Below are 19,011 nucleotides of genomic sequence, written 5' to 3'. Positions count from 1 at the left end.
GGCGACCGGCCGCGCGGCGTGTCACACCCGCCGGCTCACACCTCGAACGGCCGCGCCGGCCACGGCGCCTGCGCCGGACGCAGCGACTCCAGTCCGTCACCGGCCCGCGCGGCGACGACCGAGAGGACGCCGACCACCAGGCAGTTGTTGTGCAGTTCCCCGGCCAGCACCCCGCGCACCAGCTCGTCGAGGGGAACCCGGGCGAGTTCCATGTCGGCCTCCTCGTCCTCGACCGCGAAACGGTCGCCCTCGGCCTCGGACAGCCCGCGCGCCAGGAAGATCCGTACGGCCTCGTCGCAGCCGCCGGGCGTGGTGTAGACGTCGGTCAGCACCCGCCACTCCTCCGCCTTGACGTGCGCCTCCTCGTACAGCTCCCGCTGGGCCGCGTGCAGCGGGTTCTCACCGACCACGTCCAGCAGGCCGGCCGGGATCTCCCACAGCTTCTGGCGCACCGGGTGCCGGTACTGGCGCAGCACCAGGACCCGGTCGGCGTCGTCGAGGGCGAGGACGGCCACGGACCCGGGGTGGACCTGGTAGTCGCGGCGGACCACGGCGCCCCCGGGCATGACCACCTCGTCCGTGCGGACGGAGGTCTTGTTGCCCGTGAACGGGGTCTCGGTCCCGCGGATCTCCCACTCTTCCGGGGTGTCCTTGATCGTCATGCCTGTCCTTCCCGACGTGCGGCTCTCGTGCGCGGTGCCCGGGTGAAAAAAGCGGCCGGGGTGCGCCCCTTCCTGAGGGTCCGCACCCCGGCAACCGTACAACCGGGTGTGTTACTTCGAGATCTTCCGCTCGACCGAGGCCTTCACCAGGCCCGCGAAGAGCGGGTGCGGACGGGTCGGGCGCGAGCGCAGCTCGGGGTGCGCCTGGGTCGCGACCAGGTACGGGTGGACCTCGCGCGGGTACTCGACGTACTCCACTAGCTTGCCGTCCGGGGAGGTGCCGGAGAACACGATGCCGGCCTTCTTCTCCAGCTCCGCGCGGTAGGCGTTGTTCACCTCGTAGCGGTGCCGGTGACGCTCCTCGACGTACTCCTTGCCGTCGTACACCTCGCGCACGATCGACCCCTCGGCCAGCTTGGCCGGGTACATGCCGAGCCGCATGGTGCCGCCCATGTCGCCCTCGCCGGCCACGATGTCGAGCTGCTCGGCCATGGTGGAGATGACCGGGTGGGAGGTGGCCGGGTCGAACTCGGTGGAGTTGGCGTCGGAGATGTCCGCGAGGCTGCGCGCCGCCTCGATCACGATGCACTGCAGACCGAGGCAGAGGCCCAGCAGCGGGATCCGGTTCTCGCGGGCGTACTTGATCGCGCCGACCTTGCCGAGCACACCGCGGTCGCCGAAGCCGCCCGGGATGCAGATGCCGTCGACGTCACCGAGCTGCGCCTGGGCGCCGGCCGGGGTCTTGCAGTCGTCCGAGGTGACCCACTTGATCTTCACCCGGGCCTTGTTGGCGAAGCCGCCCGCGCGCAGCGCCTCGGTGACCGAGAGGTAGGCGTCGGGCAGGTCGATGTACTTGCCGACCAGGGCGAGGGTGATCTCGTGGTCGGGGTTGTGGACCCGGTCGAGCAGGTCGTCCCAGGTCGTCCAGTCCACGTCCCGGAACGGCAGGTCCAGCTTGCGGACCACGTAGGCGTCCAGGCCCTCGCCGTGCACGGTCTTCGGGATGTCGTAGATCGAGCGGGCGTCGGGGCAGGCGACGACGGCGTCCTCGTCGACGTCGCACATCAGCGAGATCTTCCGCTTGATCGCGGTGGGCACCTCGCGGTCGCAGCGCAGCACGATCGCGTCCGGCTGGATGCCGATGTTGCGCAGTGCCGCCACCGAGTGCTGGGTGGGCTTGGTCTTGAGCTCACCCGAGGGGCCGATGTAGGGAAGGAGGGAGATATGGACCACGAACACGTTGTCGCGCCCGACCTCGTGCCGGACCTGGCGGACCGTCTCCAGGAACGGCAGCGACTCGATGTCGCCGACCGTGCCGCCGACCTCCGTGATCACCACGTCGACCTCGTCGGTCGCCATCCGGCGGATCCGGTGCTTGATCTCGTTGGTGATGTGCGGGATGACCTGCACGGTGTCGCCCAGGTACTCGCCGCGCCGCTCCTTGGCGATCACCGTGGAGTAGATCTGGCCCGTGGTCACATTGGCGGAGCCGTCCAGGTCACGGTCGAGGAAGCGCTCGTAGTGGCCGATGTCCAGGTCCGTCTCGGCGCCGTCGTTGGTGACGAACACCTCACCGTGCTGGAAGGGGTTCATCGTGCCCGGGTCGACGTTGAGGTACGGGTCGAGCTTCTGCATGACGACGCGCAGACCGCGGGCCTTGAGCAGCATGCCCAGGCTGGAGGCGGTCAGGCCCTTGCCGAGAGAGGAGGCGACACCCCCGGTGACGAAGATGTGCTTGGTCGTCGAAGATTTGGGCGGCATGGCCAAGAGGGGGCTCCCGTGGTCGCGGTCTGAGGGTGCGGTTCCGGGGTTTCTCGCCCACCGGTCCACGGGCTACCAGCGTAACAGCGCCGCGCGGTACCGGCTCACGGGCACGCTCCGCGCACGCGCCGGCACAGGGTATGCACCGCACACCGGTCCTTCACCCCGTGGTCACTCGTTCGGCGGAGCCGCGTTGCCCCGAGCGGCACACAGATCATCTACGTGCGTCGTATCCTGCTCGGACACTCGCTGCCGAGCCCGGCCGGCCGAACGGCACCACCCCCGCCCGTAAGTTCCGGAACAACGTGAGCTCGTCAGTTCGTTGAGCAACAATGGGCGCTTTGCCACATCGGCCGAGCGACTGCTGTGCTGGTAGCTCGACGACGATCGCAAGAAACCCCTGACCGCACTAGCGACAACCCCCTCGCGGGGTGACGTGGCCGTTCGACTGGAGATGCACGTGGCCGGGCGCATCGAGGACTACGCACTCATCGGAGACATGCAGACGGCGGCGCTGGTCTGCCGGGACGGCACGGTGGACTGGCTGTGCCTGCCCCGCTTCGACTCGCACGCCATCTTCGCCGGCCTGCTGGGCACCGAGGATCACGGCTTCTGGCGGCTGGGCCCCGCCCACGCCGACGACGCCGAACCGCCGAGCGCGACCCGGCGCGGATACCGCGGCGACTCGCTGATCCTGGAATCGGAGTGGGAGACGCCGCGCGGCACGGTCCGGGTGACGGACTTCATGCCCCCGCGCGAGGGCGCCCCGCAGCTGATCCGCATCGTGGAGGGTGTCTCGGGCCGCGTGCCCATGCGCTCGGCGCTGCGGATGCGCTTCTCCTACGGCAGGATCGTGCCGTGGGTGCACCGCCACGAGGGGCGCACGGTCGCCGTCGCCGGACCGGACTCCGTGTGGTTCGACACACCCACCGAGACCTACGGCGAGAACCTGACCACGTACTCCGACTTCACCGTCGCACCGGGCGAGCGGATCGCGTTCACCCTCTCCTGGGAGCCGTCGCACAAGGAGCCGCCGGCGCTGCCGGAGCCCGAGCAGTCGCTGACGGCGACGGAGGACTTCTGGCGCGAGTGGGTCGAGCACTGTACGTACCACGGCCCCTACCGCGAGGCCGTCATCCGCTCCCTCATCACGCTGAAGGCCCTGACGTACGCCCCCACCGGCGGCATCGTCGCCGCGCCCACCACCTCCCTGCCGGAGGACATCGGGGGCGTCCGCAACTGGGACTACCGCTACACCTGGCTGCGCGACGCGGCCATCACCCTGTCCTCGCTGCTGCGCACCGGCTACCGCGAGGAGGCCCGCGCCTGGCGCGAGTGGCTGCTGCGCGCGGTGGCCGGCGACCCGGAGAACCTGCAGATCATGTACGGGATCGCCGGTGAACGCGAGCTCGGCGAGGCGGAGCTGGACTGGCTGCCCGGCTACGAGAACTCCGCCCCCGTCCGGGTGGGCAACGGCGCGGCGCACCAGCTCCAGCTGGACGTGTACGGCGAGGTCACCGAGGCCCTGCACCTGGCCCACATGACGGGCCTGGCCCGCAACGACTACGCCTCGCTGCTCCAGCTGAAGCTGATCCAGTACCTGGAGAAGCACTGGACGGAGCCGGACGAGGGCATCTGGGAGGTGCGCGGCCCGCGCCGCCACTTCGTGCACTCCAAGGTGATGGCCTGGGTCGCCGTCGACCGCACCATCAAGCTCATCGAGTCCGGCGACGCCGACGGCCCGCTGGAGCGGTGGAAGCAGCTGCGCGACGACATCCACCGGGACGTGTGCGAGAAGGGCTACGACAAGGAACGCAACACCTTCACCCAGTCCTACGGCTCCAAGGAGCTCGACGCCTCCCTGCTGCTGATTCCGCAGATGGGCTTCCTGCCGCCGGACGACAAGCGGGTGATCGGCACCATCGAGGCGATCCAGCGCGAGCTGTCCACCTCCGACGGCTTCATCCTGCGCTACCCGACCGAGGGCAAGGACGAGGGCGTCGACGGCCTGCCGGGGGACGAGGGCGCGTTCCTCGCCTGCTCGTTCTGGATGGCCGACGACCTGGCGATGATCGGCCGCGTGGACGAGGCACGCCGGCTCTTCGAGAAGCTGCTCTCGCTGCGCAACGACCTCGGCCTGCTGGCGGAGGAATGGGACCCGCACCTGCAGCGCCAGGTGGGCAACTTCCCGCAGGCCTTCAGCCACGTCCCGCTCATCGACACGGCCCTGCGGCTGACGGCGAGCGGAGCGTACGGAGGCTGAGAGCCCGGCCTGCCCGCGGCCGCCCGGCTGCGGGCAGCCACGTCCCGGGCACCCGGCGGACGGCAGCGCTGTGACGCGCCGCCCGGACGCCGGGTACCGTCCGCTGCATGAACACCAGCGCACCCCCTCCCACGGGCATCACCGTGCGGCGCGCCCTGGACCTTCCCGGCCTGCGCAGCGGCCTCCCGGAGATCCTCGCCGGCGCCGACCGGCTGGAGCGCACGGTGCGCTGGGTGCACGCCGGCGAGGTGCCCAACATCGCCTCGCTGCTCAAGGGCGGTGAGCTGCTGCTGACCACCGGGTACGGGCTCGGCACCCGCCCGGCCGACCAGCGCGCGTTCGTGCGCACGCTGGCCGAGCGGGGCATCGCGGCGCTGGTGGTGGAGCTGGGACCGCGTTTCAGCCGGCTGCCCGCGGCCCTCGTCGACGGGGCCAGGACGGCAGGGCTGCCGCTGGTCCAGCTGCACCGCGAGGTGCCGTTCGTGACGGTCACCGAGGAGATCCACACCGAGATCGTCAACGGGCACTACGCGCTGCTGCAACGCGCGGAGGAGGTGCACCGCCGCTGCACCGAGGCGCTGCTCGGCGGTGGCGGGGCGCCCCAGGTCCTGGAGGTCCTCGCCGGGTTCAGCGGCAACCCGGTGTTCCTGGAGACGACCGACGGGCAGTTGCTGTACGCGGCGGGCGAGGGCCCCGAGGGCGCCGACCCGCTCCAGGTGTGGGAGGGGCTGCGCGACCGGCACCGGGACGACCCGCCGGCCGGTTCGGCCCTGGTGGACGTGCCCGGCGGCGGCCCCGGCAGCGGCGGTGTTCGGGCGCGGCTGGTGCTGCTTCCGGTGCGCAGCGCACCGGAGCCGGTGCACCGGATGGCGGCCGAGCGGGCGGCGGACCTCCTCGCCGTGGTGCTGATGCAGGCCCGCCAGGAGGAGGAGCTGGCGGCACGCGGCCGGGGCGACTTCCTCACCGATCTCGCGGAGGGCCGGGTCACCGCCGGGGACGCGCCCGCCCAGGCCCGTGTGCTGGGCTTCAAACCCGGTGCCGGGCCGCTGCTGCCGGTGGTGATGCGGCTCGGCGACGCGCTGTCCCCGCAGGGCGGCGGCTGGGCGGTGCTCGCCCGGGCGGTGGCCGAGGAACTGGCCGCCCTCGGGGTGCCGGTGCTGCTGGGTGTGCGGCCGGTGGAGGGGCGGGTGCCGCTGCTGCTCGGGCTGCGCGCGGAGGCGGACCGGCCGGCGGTCGCCGACCGGGTGGCGGCCGCGCTGCGGGCCGGGGTGGAGCGGGCGGGGATGCTGCGGCCCGGGGGCGGGCCGCCCGTCGTGGTGGTCGGACCGGCCGGCGGCTGGGCGGCGGCCTCCACAGGGCTGCGGCACGCGGCGGAGACGGCGACCGCGGCCCAGGGCCTGCCCGACCGCCCCTGGTACGACGCCCGCCGGCTGGACATCGACCTGCTGCTGTGGCGGCTGCGGGACCATCCGGACCTGGCGGCGTTCGTGGAGCGTGCGATCGGTCCGGTCCTGGATCACGACAGCCGCTCCAGGCCGCCGCTGCTGCCCACCCTGGAGACGTATCTGGCCCACGCCGGCCGCAAGGCGGAGACGGCCCGCGAACTGCATCTGAACCGGCAGACCCTCTACAACCGGCTCGCCCGCATCGGTGAGTTGCTGGGCACCGACCTCGACGACCCGCAGACGGTGCTGGCATTGAGCCTCGCCCTGCGCGCCCGCCGCCACGTGCCGTGAACGCGGGTCCCGGCGTCAGATCAGCGGCCGGGGCCGCGTCAACTCGTCGTAGACACTGAGCACCTGGGCCACCGTCTCGTCGTCGGTCGGCCAGGTGGCCGCCTGCCGCGCGCCGCGCTCCCTGAGCAGTTCCCGGCGTCCGGGGTCGTCCAGCAGCCCCGTGACGGCGTCGGCGAGCGCCCGCGCGTTGCCGTACGGGACGAGTTCGGCGGCGTCGCCGACGAGTTCGGGGATGCCGCCGACCCGGGTCGCGACGAGCGGCACCCGTGCGTGGAGGGCTTCCTGGGCGAGCGGGGAGCGCGCCTCCCAACGGCTGGGCAGCAGCGCGACGTCGGCGGCGGCGAGCAGGTCACCGACGTCCTCGCGCCGGCCGAGCAGCCGCACCGGCAGTTCCTCCTCCTCGATCCTGCGCTGGAGTTCGGCTCGCAAGGGCCCCTCCCCCGCGAGCACCACCAGGGGCACCGGGTCACGCCTGCGCCACGCGTGGGTGGCGTCCAGCAGGACGTCGTGGCCCCGGTGCCGTTCGAGCGCGCCGACGGCGATGAGCAACGGGCGTCCCATGGCGCCGAGTTCGGCCCGGATCTTGGGCCGCAGCCGGTCCGGGTCGTCCGGCGGGGTGGACGGGCGGGGGCCGGGCAGGGAGACGGCGGCCAGCCGCGCGTCCCGCGCTCCCGCGCGGCGCGCCCGGTCGACGAGCACGGACGTCGTCCCGAGCACCACGGTGGCCGCCCTGACCACCCTCCGCTCCAGCACGCGCAGGAAGTGCGCGCGGGGCCCGTCGGCGTGCGCCCGGTCGTGCCAGGTGACGACCAGCGGGGTGCGCCGCCCGCCGAGCGCGAGCGCGGTGCGGAACGAGGCGTGCAGCCCGTGTGCGTGGACCAGGTCGGCGCCCGAGCAGGCGGCCCGCAGCGCGGCCACCGATCCCGGGTCGCTGCTGCGCGGCACGTGGACGTGCTCGGCGCCCGCTCCGGTGAAGTCGTAGGTGTGTTCCGCCTCCACGGGGGCGCACACCGTGACCCGCACGCCCCTCGCGACGAGCCCCGCGGCCAGCGAGCGCACATGGGCGCCGCCTGCGGCGTTGCCGCCGCCCAGCACCTGCACGGTGCGCAGGGACGACTGGCTGCTCACGGGGGTCACGTGGCCGGGCTCCTGGTTCGGGTCGGGCGGTCACGAAGAACGTACAGAAGGATCGTGCGGAGGGGGTGTACCGCGCGGTTTCCTACGCGTACTCCGTCCAGCATGCCAGGGTGCGCGCGGGTTACGGGAACCGCCGAAGCGGGGACCTGAATCCACCCACACCCCCGAATCACCCGAACGAGTGACGGAGTATCCGATTCCGGTTTCTGACGGGAACCCGTCGCGGCGGTTCGGCCGGCCGTACGTCCGCGGGGACCGACGGCGTGCGCCGCCACGGCGAGGGCGGACGCCGGGCGGCGTCCGCCGCGGTCAGGGAGACCCGGCACCGCCGAACGAGGCCAACCGCGCGCGGGCCCCCGTGCGGGGCACGGTCCCGCTCAGGCGTCGGCGCGCGCCGTCGCCAGCAGTTCCTCCGCGTGCGCGCGGGCCGTCTCCGAGTTCTCCTGGCCGGCCAGCATGCGGGACAACTCCCGCACGCGGTCCTCGCCTTCGAGGACCTTCACGCCGGACCGGGTCACCGATCCGTCGTGGGTCTTCTCCACCAGCAGCTGCCGGTCGGCGAACGCCGCCACCTGCGGCAGGTGCGTGACGACCACGACCTGCGCCGTCTTCGCCAGCCGTGCGAGCCGCCGTCCGATCTCCACCGCCGCCTTGCCGCCCACCCCGGCGTCGACCTCGTCGAAGAGGTACGTCGGCACCGGGTCGGTCCCGGCGAACACGACCTCGACGGCCAGCATCACACGCGACAGTTCACCGCCCGACGCCCCTTTGGCGATGGGCCGGGGCGGGGCACCGGGGTGCGGGGCCAGCAGCAGCTCGACCTCGTCCGCGCCCGCCGGCCCGTAGGCGACCGTGCGCCCGCCGACCTCGACGCCCTCCGGGTCCTCGGTCTGGCGGATGTCGAAGGACACCCGCGCGTGCGGCATCGCCAGGGAGGCCAGCTCCGCGGTCACCGCCGCCGCGAACCGCTCCGCCGCCTCCGTCCGCGCGTCGGTCAGCTCCTGGGCGAGCACGCCCAGTTCGCCGCGGAGCGCGTCGCGTTCGGCGGTGAGTTCCCCGATCCGCTCGTCGTCGCCGTCCAGTTCGGTCAGCCGGGCGGCACTCCGCTCGGCCCACGCCAGCACGGCGGAGACGTCCTCGCCGTACTTGCGGACCAGCCCGGTGAGCGCGGCCCGCCGCTCCTCGACCGCCGCCAGCCGCAGCGGATCGGCGTCCAGGTCGTCGGCGTACCCCGCCAGCTCCCCGGCGACGTCACGCAGCAGGATGCCGATCTCCCCGATCCGGTCGGTCAGCGCGGCCAGCACCGGATCGTGCGCCCGCACGGCGTCCAGGGCCCGCTGGGCGCCCGCGACGAGCGTCCCGGCGTCCACGCTCTCGGGATCCTCGGGATCGCCGGCCAGCGCCGAGTGGGCGAGAGCGGCGGCGGACGCCAGCGCCTCGGCGTGCCCGAGCCTCTCCGCCTCCTCCGCCAGCTCCACGTCCTCGCCCGCCCGGGGCTCCACGGCGGCGATCTCCTCCAGCCCGAAGCGCAGCAGGTCGGCCTCCTGGGCCCGCTCACGGGCGCGCGTGGTGATCTGCTCCAGCTCCGCGCTGACCGCCCGCAGCCGCTTGTACGCCTCGCCGTACTTGCCGAGCGGCACGGCGACCGCGTACCCGGCGTACCGGTCGAGCGCCTGCCGCTGCCGGGACAGCTTCAGCAGCCCCTGCTGGTCGGTCTGCCCGTGCACGGCAACCAGCTCGTCGGCGAGCTCGGCGAGCAGCCCCACCGGCACGCTCCGCCCGCCCAGGTGCGCCCGTGAGCGCCCCTCGGCGGAGACGGTGCGGCTGACCAGCAGGGTCCCGTCGTCCAGCTCGGCCCCGGCCTCCTCGGCGCGTACGACGGCCGCGCCGCCCTCGGGCACGGCGATCCGTCCCTCGACGACCGCGTTCTTCGCCCCGATCCGCACCAACGCCGCATCCGCGCGTCCGCCCAGGAGCAGGCCCAGGCTGGTGACCACCATGGTCTTGCCCGCGCCCGTCTCACCGGTGACGGCGGTGAAGCCGGGCGACAGCTCGACAACAGCGTCGTCGATGACCCCGAGCGACCGTATCCGCATCTCCTCAAGCACGCCCCCGACCTTACGAGGTCCGAGGCGGGGAGTGCGACCGCCCCGCCCTTTGCCACCCGGGCAGGTGGAAGCCCGCCGGGGGCGCGGGGAACCGCGCGGACGGCCACGGGCGACCCGCGCCGGCCGACTCCCCGGGCCCACCCCACCGGGCCGGCTAGTGCGGCGCCCCGCGCCACCCGGACACGGGCAACGCGAATTTCGCGACCAGCCGGTCGGTGAACGAGGCATGGTGCAACCGGGCGAGCCGCACCGGCACGGCCCCCCTGCGGACCTCCACCCGCGCGCCGACCGGCAGCTCGACGGTCCGCCGCCCGTCGCACCAGAGCACCCCCGGAGGGACGTGCGGCAGCATCTCCACCGCCAGCACCGAGTCCGGGGACGTCACCAGCGGCTTCGCGAACAGCGCGTGCGCGCTGATCGGCACCATCAGCAGCGCCTCGACCTCCGGCCACACCACGGGCCCGCCCGCGGAGAACGCGTACGCGGTGGATCCGGTCGGGGTGGCGCAGACGATCCCGTCGCAGCCGAACCCGGTGACCGGCCGCCCGTCGATCTCCAGCACGACCTCCAGCATCCGCTCGGCGGACACCTTCTGCACGGCCGCCTCGTTCAGCGCCCAGTCGGTGTGCACGATGTCGCCGTTGCGGTGCACGACGACGTCGACGGTCATCCGCTCCTCGACCTCGTACGCCCGGTTCACCACCCGGTCGACGACCTTGTCGAGGTCGTCGCGCTCGGCCTCGGCGAGGAACCCGACCCGCCCGAGGTTGACGCCCAGCATGGGCACCCCGGAGGCGCGGGCGAACTCGGCGCCGCGCAGCAGCGTGCCGTCGCCGCCCAGCACGATCAGCAGCTCGCAGTCGTCCAGGCACTCGGGGGTGCCCTCCTTGACGGTCTCCACGTCCTCCGGCAGGGGCAGGTCGCGGGCCTCGTCCTCCAGGACCCGCACCCCGAGACCGGAGCGCAGCAGACCCCTGACCACGAGCTCGGCGCTGCGGATGGCCGCGGGCCGTCCGGTGTGCGCCAGCAGGAAAACAGTACGAGCTCGGTTCTGCGTCAACTCGGCCCCTCCGCCACAGCACGGTCAACATCGGCCGGGTCCAGTGCCGGAGCCCCGGACCGCAGCCACAGGAAGTATTCGACATTCCCCGAGGGGCCGGGCAGCGGACTCGCCGTCACGCCCCGCGCCCCCAGCCCCAGCTCCCAGGCCCGCCCGGCCACTTGGCGCACGGCCTCGGCGCGCAACTGCGGACTGCGCACCACTCCGCCGCTGCCGAGCCGCTCCTTGCCCACTTCGAACTGCGGTTTCACCATCATCACCAGGTCGGCGTCCGGCTTCACGCACCGCTTCAGGGCGGGCAGCACCAGCCCGAGCGGAATGAAGGACAGATCCCCCACGACAAGATCCACAGGCTCCCCATCGATGGCCTCCAGCGTCAACTCCCGTACGTTCGTACGGTCCTTGACGGTGACGCGTTCATCGTTGCGGAGAGACCAGGCGAGTTGTCCGTATCCGACGTCCACCGCGACCACGTGCGCGGCCCCGGCCCGCAGCAGGACGTCGGTGAAGCCGCCGGTGGAGGCGCCGGCGTCGAGCGCCCGCCTCCCGGCGACGACCAGCCCGCGGGGCACGAACGCCTCGAGGGCGCCGGCCAGCTTGTGACCGCCGCGCGAGACGTAGTCCGGGTCGGCGGTGTCCTCGGCGACGACGATCGCGGCGGCGGTCTCCACCTGCGTGGCGGGTTTGGTCGCGACCGTCCTGCCGACGCTGACCCGCCCGGCGGCGATCAGCTGGCTGGCGTGCTCGCGTGAGCGTGCGAGCTTACGGCGGACCAGCTCGGCGTCGAGACGGCGGCGTGCGACTCCTGCCACGGTGGGTTCAGCTCCTGTGTACGTGTTCCGAAGGGGGTCCCGGGCGGGCGTCGAGCGCGGTGAGCGCGTCGCGCAGTCCCCGGTGTACATCCTCGTACACGCCGAGGTGGCCGTCCGTGGTGAGGTGGTCGGCGTCGGCCAGCCGCTCCATGTGGGCGTCGATCTCCGGGTGCCCGGTGGGGGTGCGCGGCACGTCCAGGGGAGCGGGCGCGGCGGGGGCGTCGTCGGGCGTCTGCGGCCCGGCGTGCTCCGGTTCCTCGGTGTCCGGCCGCGGGGGCCCGGCCTCCGGCGCTGCGTCGTTCATGCCCCGACGCTACCGCGTGCGGCTGCGGTACCGTCGTCCGCGATGGCCACGATCGAGGAGTGCCGTGCCGCACTCGACAAGCTTTCGGACAGCATGCGCGGCGCCGAGGGGGACGTCCGCGCGGCTGCGGCGATGGACCGCTCGGTGAGCTGCCACATCACCGACCTGGACGTCACCTTCGCCGGCCGGACCGAGGACGGCCGGATCCACGTGCGCGACACGTTCCCCGGCCCGCCGCGCGAGAGGGCGCAGATACGGCTCGCGATGACGGGCGACGACCTGGTGGCCCTGGTCGACGGCGAGCTGCACTTCGCCCGGGCGTGGGGTTCGGGCCGTGTCCGGCTGGAGGCCGGGCTGCGCGACCTGTTCCAGCTCAGGAAGCTCCTGTAGCTGCCACCTTCGGCGCCGTGCGCCTCGCCCGTGCCGTGCGGGCCGCCGGCACCACCAGCGGGGTGCCGGTCTCGGGGTCGTCGATGACCTGGCAGCGCATTCCGAAGACCTCTTCCACCAGCCCCGCGGTGACGATGTCGTTCGGCGCGCCCTGGGCGATGACCTTCCCCTCGCGCAGGGCGATGAGGTGGGTGGCGTAGCGGGCGGCGTGGTTGAGGTCGTGCAGGACGGCGACGAGGGTGCGCCCGTGCTCCTCGTGCAGGTCGGCGCAGAGGTCCAGGACGTCGATCTGGTGCTGGATGTCCAGGTAGGTGGTCGGCTCGTCGAGCAGCAGCAGCGGTGTCTGCTGGGCCAGGGCCATGGCGATCCACACGCGCTGGCGCTGCCCGCCGGAGAGTTCGTCGACGTAGCGTTCGGCCAGCTCGGCGACGCCGGTGCGGGCCATGGACTCCTGGACGACGCGCTCGTCCTCGGCGGACCACTGGCGCAGCAGGCCCTGGTGCGGGTAGCGGCCGCGGCCGACCAGGTCGCCGACCGTGATGCCGTCGGGGGCGATCGACGACTGGGGCAGCAGTCCCAGGGTGCGGGCGACCTTCTTGGCGGGCAGCGACTGGATGACCTGCCCGTCGAGCAGGACCCGTCCCGCGGCCGGTTTGAGCATCCGTGACAGGGCCCGCAGCAGCGTCGACTTGCCGCAGGCGTTGGGGCCGACGATCACGGTGAAGGAGTTGTCCGGTATCTCCACCGACAGCTGTTCGGCGATGACCCGCTGGTCGTAGGCGAGGGTGACGTTCTCGGCGGACAGTCGGTTCACGGTGCTCCTTCGGTGGTTCGTCCCGCTGCTGTGGGTGTTGCCGTCGCTCATATCCGGCCCGCCCTGCGTTCGGTGACCAGCAGCCACAGCAGGTAGACACCGCCGAGCACACCCGTGACGACACCCACGGGCAGCTGGCCCGCGCCGAACACCCGCTGCGAGATCCAGTCGGCGCTGACCAGGAGGGCGGCGCCCATGCACAGTGACGCCACGAGGTTCGGGCCCGGCGAACGGGTGAGCCGCCGGGCGAGCTGCGGCGCGGTGAGCGCGACGAAGCTGACCGGTCCGGCGGCGGCGGTGGCCGACGCGGTGAGCAGCACGGCCGACAGCATGAGCAGCAGCCGTACGCGCTCCACGCGCACGCCGAGGGCGTACGACACGTCGTCGCCCATCTCCATCATTTTCAGCCCGCGGGAGTTGGCGAGGACCAGCGGTACGAGCACGGCGCACAGGGCGAGCAGCGGCCAGACCTGGTCCCAGTCGCGGCCGTCGAGGGATCCGGTCATCCAGACGACCGCGCGGGCGGCGTCCACGATGTCGGACTTGGTGAGCAGGTAGCCGTTGACCGCGGTGACGATCGCGGAGACGCCGATGCCGACCAGGACCAGCCGGTAGCCGTGCACGCCCCGCTTCCAGGCGAGGACGTAGATCGCGAACCCGGTCACCAGTCCGCCGGCCAGCGCGCCGAGGGCGACCTGGTTGGCGCTGCCGGAGAACAGCACGATCACCGTGAGGGCGCCGGCCGTGGCGCCCTGGCCGAGGCCGAGGACGTCGGGGCTGCCCAGCGGGTTGCGGGAGATGGCCTGGAACAGCGCGCCGCCGAGGCCGAGGGAGGCGCCGACCAGCAGCCCGACCAGGACCCGGGGCAGCCGCAGTTCGTTGACGATGAACTCCTGGCCGGCGTCGCCCTCGCCGAGGAGGGTCCTGACCACGTCGGCGGCCGGGATCGGGAAGTCCCCGGTGCCGATCAGCACGACGCTCGCGGTGAGCGCCACGGTCAGCAGCAGGAGAGTGACGGCGAGGGCACGCACGTCCAGCCGGACCGAGAGTCCGCCGGGGGTCCGCACCGCGCGGTTGGTCTTCACAGCTGGGCCGTCCTCCGCCGTCGTACGAGAAAGATGAAGACCGGGCCGCCGAGGAGGGCGGTGACGACGCCGACCTGCAGCTCGGCGGGGCGGGCCACGATCCGGCCGAGGACGTCGGCGCCGAGCAGCAGCACCGGCGACAGGATCGCCGCGTACGGCAGGATCCAGCGCAGGTCGGGCCCGGTGAAGGAACGCACCACGTGCGGCACCATCAGGCCGACGAACATGATCGGCCCGCAGGCTGCGGTCGCGGCCCCGCACAGCACGGTCGCGGCCAGCATGGACAGCGCCCGGGTGCGGTTGAGGTCGGCCCCGAGCGCCTTGGCGGTGTCGTCGCCCATGGCCATGGCGTTCAGCGGCCGGGCGAGCGCCAGCGCCAGCAGCGAACCCGCCAGCAGGAACGGCACCACCTGCTTGATGGCCTCGTCGCTCCCGGAGGCCAGCGAGCCCACCGTCCAGAACCGCATCCGGCCGAGCGCCGCGTCGTCCAGGATCATGATGGCCTGGAGGTAGCCGAACAGCGCCGCGCTGATGGCCGTACCGGCGAGCACGAGCCGCACCGGGGTCGCGCCCCTGCTGCCGCCGAGGAACCACACCAGCGCGCCCACGGCCGCCGCGCCGAAGAAGGCGAACCACACGTATCCCGACAGGGAGGTGACGCCGAAGAAGGTGATGGCGGTGACCACGGCCGCGGACGCGCCCGCGTTGAGGCCGAGGAGTCCGGGGTCGGCCAGCGGGTTGCGGGTCAGCGCCTGGAGCACCGCCCCCGCCAGGCCCAGCGCGGCGCCGGCCAGCAGCCCCAGGACCGTGCGGGACAGCCGGTCCGCGACGACGACGTCACCGAAGGTGCCCGACGCGTGGAACAGGCCGTGCCACACCTGCTCCAGGGACAGCTCCTTCGCCCCGACCGCGATGCTCGCCAGGGCGACGAGCACCAGGATCACGACGGACACGAGCAGCCCGACGACGCGTATCGCCCGGCGGTTCGGGGGCGCGGGCACGGTCTCCGCGCGCTGTTCGGGGGGACTCTCGACCAACACCCGGTTAGGTTAGCCTACCCTGCTATTGGATCACGATCCGTGGGCGCCGTTTCCCAGGCGGCGCAAGGGTTTCACAGGCCCAGGCGGGCCAGTGCCTTCCCGCCGTCCAGCTCGCAGACACCCTCGCCGGCGGCCGTCCAGGCCGCCGCGCACAGCGCACGCAGCCCGTCCAGCGCGCCACCGTCGCCGTCGAGTTCCAGCTCCGCGGTCCCGGCGGTCGCCGTCCAGCCGCCGCACCGGAACCCGTCGCCGGACGGGACGACCTCCGGCTGCCCGGTGAGCATCCCGCGCAGGTCGCCGTCGACGTACGTCGGCCGGTGCCGCGGCGGCGCCGCGAGCAGCAGCGCCCCGTCCGTCACGCCGGTGAGCACCAGCAGCGAGTCCACCTCGCCGTTGAACGCCCCTTCGATGTCCGTGTCCAGCCGGTCCCCCACCACCAGGGGCCGCGCCGCACCGGTCCGCAGGATCGTCTCCCGGTGCATCGGCGGCAGCGGCTTGCCCGCGACCTGCGGCTCGGCGCCGGTGGCGATGCGGACCACCTCCACCGCCGCACCGTTGCCCGGGGCGATGCCCCGCCCGCTGGGAATGGTGAGGTCGGTGTTGGACGCGAACCACGGCAGTCCGCGCGCGACGGCGTACGACGCCTCCGCGAACCGGCCCCACGGCAGTTCGGGCCCGCCGTACCCCTGCACCACGGCCACCGGGTCGTCGTCCGCCGACTCCACCGGCACCAGCCCGCGTTCACGCAGCGCCACCCGCAGCCCCTCGCCCCCGACCACCAGCACCCGGGAGCCGGCCGGCACCTGCTCACTGATCAGTCGCGCCACCGCCTGCGCGGACGTGATGACGTCACCGGCCTCCGCCGGTATCCCCAGCTCGGTCAGGTGGGCCGCCACGGCGTCCGGGGTGCGCAGGGCGTTGTTGGTCACGTACGCGAGACGCATTCCGCCGTCGCGGGCCGTGGCGAGCGATTCGACCGCGTGGAGGATCGCGTCACCGCCCGCGTAGACCACTCCGTCGAGGTCGAGCAGCGCCGTGTCGTACGCCTCGTTCAGGGCCTGCCCACTGCCCGCGGGCCTCGTCCTGACGCTCCGGCTCATTCCGCATCGCTCCTCGTTCGACGGCTTTCCCCCGATCATCCCCCATGCCACCGACACCCGTACGATGCCGGGATGAACACTGCAGGTCACTCGAAGGCAAGGGCGCCCCGAGGCCTGGAACTCACCCCGTTCCGAGGCCTTCGCTACGACCCCGACCGGGTCGGCAGCCTGGCCGCCGTGACATCCCCGCCGTACGACGTCGTGGTCCGCCCCGACGGCCTGCACCACCTCCAGTCCGCCGACCCCCACAACATCGTCCGGCTGATCCTTCCCGAAGCCGCCACATCGGAGGCCCGCAACGCCCAGGCGGCCGAGACGCTGCGCCGCTGGCGTTCCGAGGGCGTACTCACCGCCGACCCCGAACCCGGCCTCTACGTCTACGAACAGCGCGACGACGACGGCATGGTGCAGCGCGGCATCATCGGCCTGCTGCGGGTGTCCGACCCCGGCGAGCGGCTCGTACTGCCCCACGAGGACGTCATGCCGCACATCGTGGCCGACCGCGCGGACCTCATGCGGGCCACGTCCGCCAACCTGGAACCGCTGCTGCTCACCTACCGCGGCGACGGCGCGGCGACCGTCACGTCCGAACTGATCGAACGCACGGCCGGGCAGCGGCCGCTGCTGGCGACCACCACGGAGGACGGTTTCCACCACCGCCTGTGGTCCGTCACCGACCCCGCCGGCCTGACGGCGGTCCGGGAGGAGCTGGCCGGTCACCAGGCCCTCATCGCCGACGGCCACCACCGCTGGGCGACCTACCGCCGCCTCCGCACCGAGCACACCTCCCCCGGCCCCTGGGACCACGGCCTGGTGCTCCTCGTGGACACGGCCCGCTACCCGCTGCGCGTCCGTGCCATCCACCGGCTGCTGCACGGCCTGCCGGTCGCGGACGCCGTCGCCGCGCTCGACGGCCGCTTCCGGGTCCGGCGCCTCGACGTACCGCTGTCGGCGGCGATGGACGCCCTGGCCGAGGCGGCCCCGGTGGGCAACGCCTTCCTCCTCGCCGGTGACGGTGCCTTCCATCTCGTCGACCGCCCGGACCCGGCGCTGCTGGCCCGCACGGTTCCGGCCGACCGCCCGCGGGCCTGGCGCACCCTGGACGCGACGGTCCTCCACGCCACGCTCCTCGACCACGTCTGGCGCATCCCCGACTCCCCCGCGCACATCGCGTACATCCACGACACGGCGGCCACGGTCGAGAAGGCGGAACGCGACGGCGGCACGGCGGTGCTGATGCATCCGGTGCACGAGGACGTCGTCCGCGATCTCGCCCGGCAGGGGGTCACGATGCCGCGCAAGTCGACGTCGTTCGGCCCGAAACCGGCTTCGGGTCTGGTGCTGCGGGCGCTCGACCTGTGACGAAGGGGCGGGCCTCCCGGTGAGGCCCGCCCCTTCGTCGTCGATCCGCGTCGCGGACGTCAGTCCTTGTCGTCCTGGCCGTCCTTGTCTTCCTGGACGTCCTGGACGTCCTGCCTGTCCTCCGCGTCCTGCTGGGCCGGGGTGTCCTCGGCGGGCGCGTCCTCGTCGAGCGCGTCCGTGAACTCCACGCCGTCCATCTCGGCGAGCCGGTCGGAGGCGTCGGTGCTGCCGTCGCGGTCGGCCTCCACGGCCTTGGCGAACCACTCCCGCGCCTCACCACTCCGGCCGGCCGCGAGCAGCGCGTCGGCGTAGGCGTACCGCAGCCGCGCGGTCCACGGCTGTACGGAGTTGGACGCCAGCTCGGAGCTCTGCAGGGTCACGATCGCCGCGTCCAACTGCCCCATGTCACGCCGGGCGCCGGCCGCGACGAGCCGCATCTCGACCTGTCCCGCCTTGTCCAGCTTCTGCACCTCGGGCGCCCCGGCCATGTCCAGCGCCTTCTCCGGCCGCCCCAGTCCGCGCTCGCAGTCGGCCATGAGCGGCCACAGCTCCACCGTCCCGGTCATCCGCCGCGCGGCCCGGAATTCGGCGAGCGCCTCGGCGTACTTCTGGTTGGCGTACGCGGCGAATCCGGCGGCCTCCCGGACGGCGGCGACCCGCGAGGCCAGCCGCAGGGCCACCCTGGAGTAGCCGTACGCGCCCTCAGGGTCCTCGTCGATGAGCCGGGCGACCATCACCAGGTTCTTGGCGACGTCCTCCGCGAGGGTCTTGGGCAGGCTCTGCAGTTCCTGCCGTACGTCCTTGTCAATCTCCTCGCCGGTGACGTCCTCGGGGATCGGCAGCCGCTTGATCGGCTCCCGGTCGCGGTCCCGGTCGTCGCGGAAGCGTCCGCCGCCCTGCCGGTCGTCCCGTCCGCGGTAGCCGCCGGGCCGTCCGCCCCGGTCACCCCGGTCGTCCCGACGAGGACCACGTCCGCGGTCCCGGTCGTCACGGCCCCGGTCGTCACGACCACGGAATCCGCCCCGGTCGCCGCCACGGCTGTCCTCGCGCCGGAAGCCGCCACGTTCGCCCCGGTCGTCGCGCCGGAAACCCCCGCGCTCGCCACGGCTTTCGCCGCGATCGGCGGTACGACTGTCGTCACGGCGGAAGCCGCCACGGTCGGCGGTACGGCTGTCCTCACGGCGGAAACCGCCGCGGTCGCCACCCCTGTTGTCGTCGCGACGGAAGCCACCGCGGTCACGGTCGCCACCGCGGCTGTCGTCGCGGCGGAAGCCACCACGGTCATCGCGGCGGTCGTCCCCTCGACCGGAACCCCGGTCGTCACGCCGGAACCCACCCCGGTCGTCACGGTCGTCACGCCGGAACCCACCCCGGTCA

The 19,011-nt window shown here is 73.2% G+C and carries 16 protein-coding genes and 1 pseudogene; 4 read left to right on the top strand and 13 right to left on the bottom strand.

Annotated elements, in window-relative coordinates; all coding sequences use genetic code 11:
* Positions 1 to 35: 35 nt before the first annotated feature.
* Entirely contained in the window at positions 36 to 662 is a 627-nt protein-coding gene (locus IE172_RS23640) for an NUDIX domain-containing protein (protein WP_190099315.1), read from the bottom strand.
* A 111-nt stretch (positions 663 to 773) separates the two neighbouring features.
* Entirely contained in the window at positions 774 to 2,423 is a 1,650-nt protein-coding gene (gene pyrG, locus IE172_RS23635) for a CTP synthase (RefSeq protein WP_190099314.1), read from the bottom strand.
* A 460-nt stretch (positions 2,424 to 2,883) separates the two neighbouring features.
* Between pyrG and IE172_RS23630 the strand changes: the two genes are divergently transcribed.
* Together IE172_RS23630 and IE172_RS23625 are read left to right on the top strand one after the other, a co-directional pair.
* Positions 2,884 to 4,686, top strand: coding sequence for a glycoside hydrolase family 15 protein (locus IE172_RS23630; protein WP_190099488.1), 1,803 nt, complete (start codon positions 2,884 to 2,886; stop codon positions 4,684 to 4,686).
* A 107-nt stretch (positions 4,687 to 4,793) separates the two neighbouring features.
* A complete protein-coding gene (locus IE172_RS23625) occupies positions 4,794 to 6,422 on the top strand; it encodes a PucR family transcriptional regulator (protein ID WP_190099313.1) in 1,629 nt (542 codons plus the stop codon).
* 15 nt (positions 6,423 to 6,437) lie between these two features.
* On the opposite strand, the gene IE172_RS23620 is transcribed toward IE172_RS23625, so the two are convergent.
* The 5 genes from IE172_RS23620 to IE172_RS23600 all read right to left on the bottom strand — a co-directional run bounded on the left by IE172_RS23620 (position 6,438) and on the right by IE172_RS23600 (position 11,843).
* Entirely contained in the window at positions 6,438 to 7,559 is a 1,122-nt protein-coding gene (locus tag IE172_RS23620; protein WP_190099312.1) for a glycosyltransferase family 4 protein, read from the bottom strand.
* A 377-nt stretch (positions 7,560 to 7,936) separates the two neighbouring features.
* Positions 7,937 to 9,655: a DNA repair protein RecN gene (recN, locus tag IE172_RS23615; protein ID WP_190099487.1), complete on the bottom strand. Its 1,719-nt coding sequence runs from the start codon at positions 9,653 to 9,655 to the stop codon at positions 7,937 to 7,939.
* A gap of 166 nt (positions 9,656 to 9,821) precedes the next feature.
* Positions 9,822 to 10,727, bottom strand: a complete 906-nt coding sequence (locus IE172_RS23610; protein WP_190099311.1) for an NAD kinase — start codon at positions 10,725 to 10,727, stop codon at positions 9,822 to 9,824.
* Positions 10,724 to 11,539 carry a TlyA family RNA methyltransferase gene (locus tag IE172_RS23605; RefSeq protein WP_190099310.1) on the bottom strand — a complete coding sequence of 272 codons (816 nt, stop codon included), beginning with the start codon at positions 11,537 to 11,539 and terminating at the stop codon, positions 10,724 to 10,726. The genes IE172_RS23610 and IE172_RS23605 overlap by 4 nt, the downstream gene beginning before the upstream one ends.
* Positions 11,540 to 11,546: 7 nt before the next feature.
* A complete protein-coding gene (locus IE172_RS23600) occupies positions 11,547 to 11,843 on the bottom strand; it encodes a hypothetical protein (RefSeq protein WP_190099309.1) in 297 nt (98 codons plus the stop codon).
* A gap of 42 nt (positions 11,844 to 11,885) precedes the next feature.
* Here IE172_RS23600 and IE172_RS23595 point away from each other — a divergent pair, with 42 nt between their 5' ends.
* Positions 11,886 to 12,233, top strand: coding sequence for a sterol-binding protein (locus IE172_RS23595; protein WP_190099308.1), 348 nt, complete (start codon positions 11,886 to 11,888; stop codon positions 12,231 to 12,233).
* On the opposite strand, the gene IE172_RS23590 is transcribed toward IE172_RS23595, so the two are convergent.
* The 4 genes from IE172_RS23590 to IE172_RS23575 form a co-directional block, all read right to left on the bottom strand.
* A complete protein-coding gene (locus tag IE172_RS23590) occupies positions 12,217 to 13,098 on the bottom strand; it encodes an ABC transporter ATP-binding protein (RefSeq protein WP_190099307.1) in 882 nt (293 codons plus the stop codon). The genes IE172_RS23595 and IE172_RS23590 overlap by 17 nt on opposite strands.
* Positions 13,095 to 14,132 carry a FecCD family ABC transporter permease gene (locus tag IE172_RS23585; protein ID WP_190099306.1) on the bottom strand — a complete coding sequence of 346 codons (1,038 nt, stop codon included), beginning with the start codon at positions 14,130 to 14,132 and terminating at the stop codon, positions 13,095 to 13,097. The genes IE172_RS23590 and IE172_RS23585 overlap by 4 nt, the downstream gene beginning before the upstream one ends.
* On the bottom strand, positions 14,129 to 15,172 hold the full coding sequence (locus IE172_RS23580) for a FecCD family ABC transporter permease (RefSeq protein ID WP_190099305.1): 1,044 nt from the start codon (positions 15,170 to 15,172) through the stop codon (positions 14,129 to 14,131). Before IE172_RS23580 ends, IE172_RS23585 begins: the two co-directional genes overlap by 4 nt.
* 71 nt (positions 15,173 to 15,243) lie before the next feature.
* Positions 15,244 to 16,272 (bottom strand): HAD hydrolase-like protein, encoded by a 1,029-nt coding sequence (locus IE172_RS23575; protein ID WP_190099304.1) that lies wholly within the window; start codon positions 16,270 to 16,272, stop codon positions 15,244 to 15,246.
* A 72-nt stretch (positions 16,273 to 16,344) separates the two neighbouring features.
* Between IE172_RS23575 and IE172_RS23570 the strand changes: the two genes are divergently transcribed.
* Complete coding sequence (locus IE172_RS23570; RefSeq protein ID WP_190099303.1) at positions 16,345 to 17,634, top strand: DUF1015 domain-containing protein; 1,290 nt, start codon at positions 16,345 to 16,347, stop codon at positions 17,632 to 17,634.
* A gap of 59 nt (positions 17,635 to 17,693) precedes the next feature.
* Here IE172_RS23570 and IE172_RS23565 read toward each other — a convergent pair whose 3' ends face one another.
* Together IE172_RS23565 and IE172_RS35460 are read right to left on the bottom strand one after the other, a co-directional pair.
* On the bottom strand, positions 17,694 to 18,476 hold the full coding sequence (locus IE172_RS23565) for a tetratricopeptide repeat protein (protein WP_190099486.1): 783 nt from the start codon (positions 18,474 to 18,476) through the stop codon (positions 17,694 to 17,696).
* 129 nt (positions 18,477 to 18,605) lie between these two features.
* A pseudogene (locus IE172_RS35460) lies at positions 18,606 to 19,011 on the bottom strand (tetratricopeptide repeat protein); the annotation flags it as partial.

The sequence above is a fragment of the Streptomyces griseoflavus genome (assembly GCF_014649995.1).
GTDB lineage: Bacteria > Actinomycetota > Actinomycetes > Streptomycetales > Streptomycetaceae > Streptomyces > Streptomyces griseoflavus.
The sequence above is the reverse complement of the archived record's forward strand: the minus strand, read 5'-3'. Positions and strand labels throughout refer to the sequence as shown.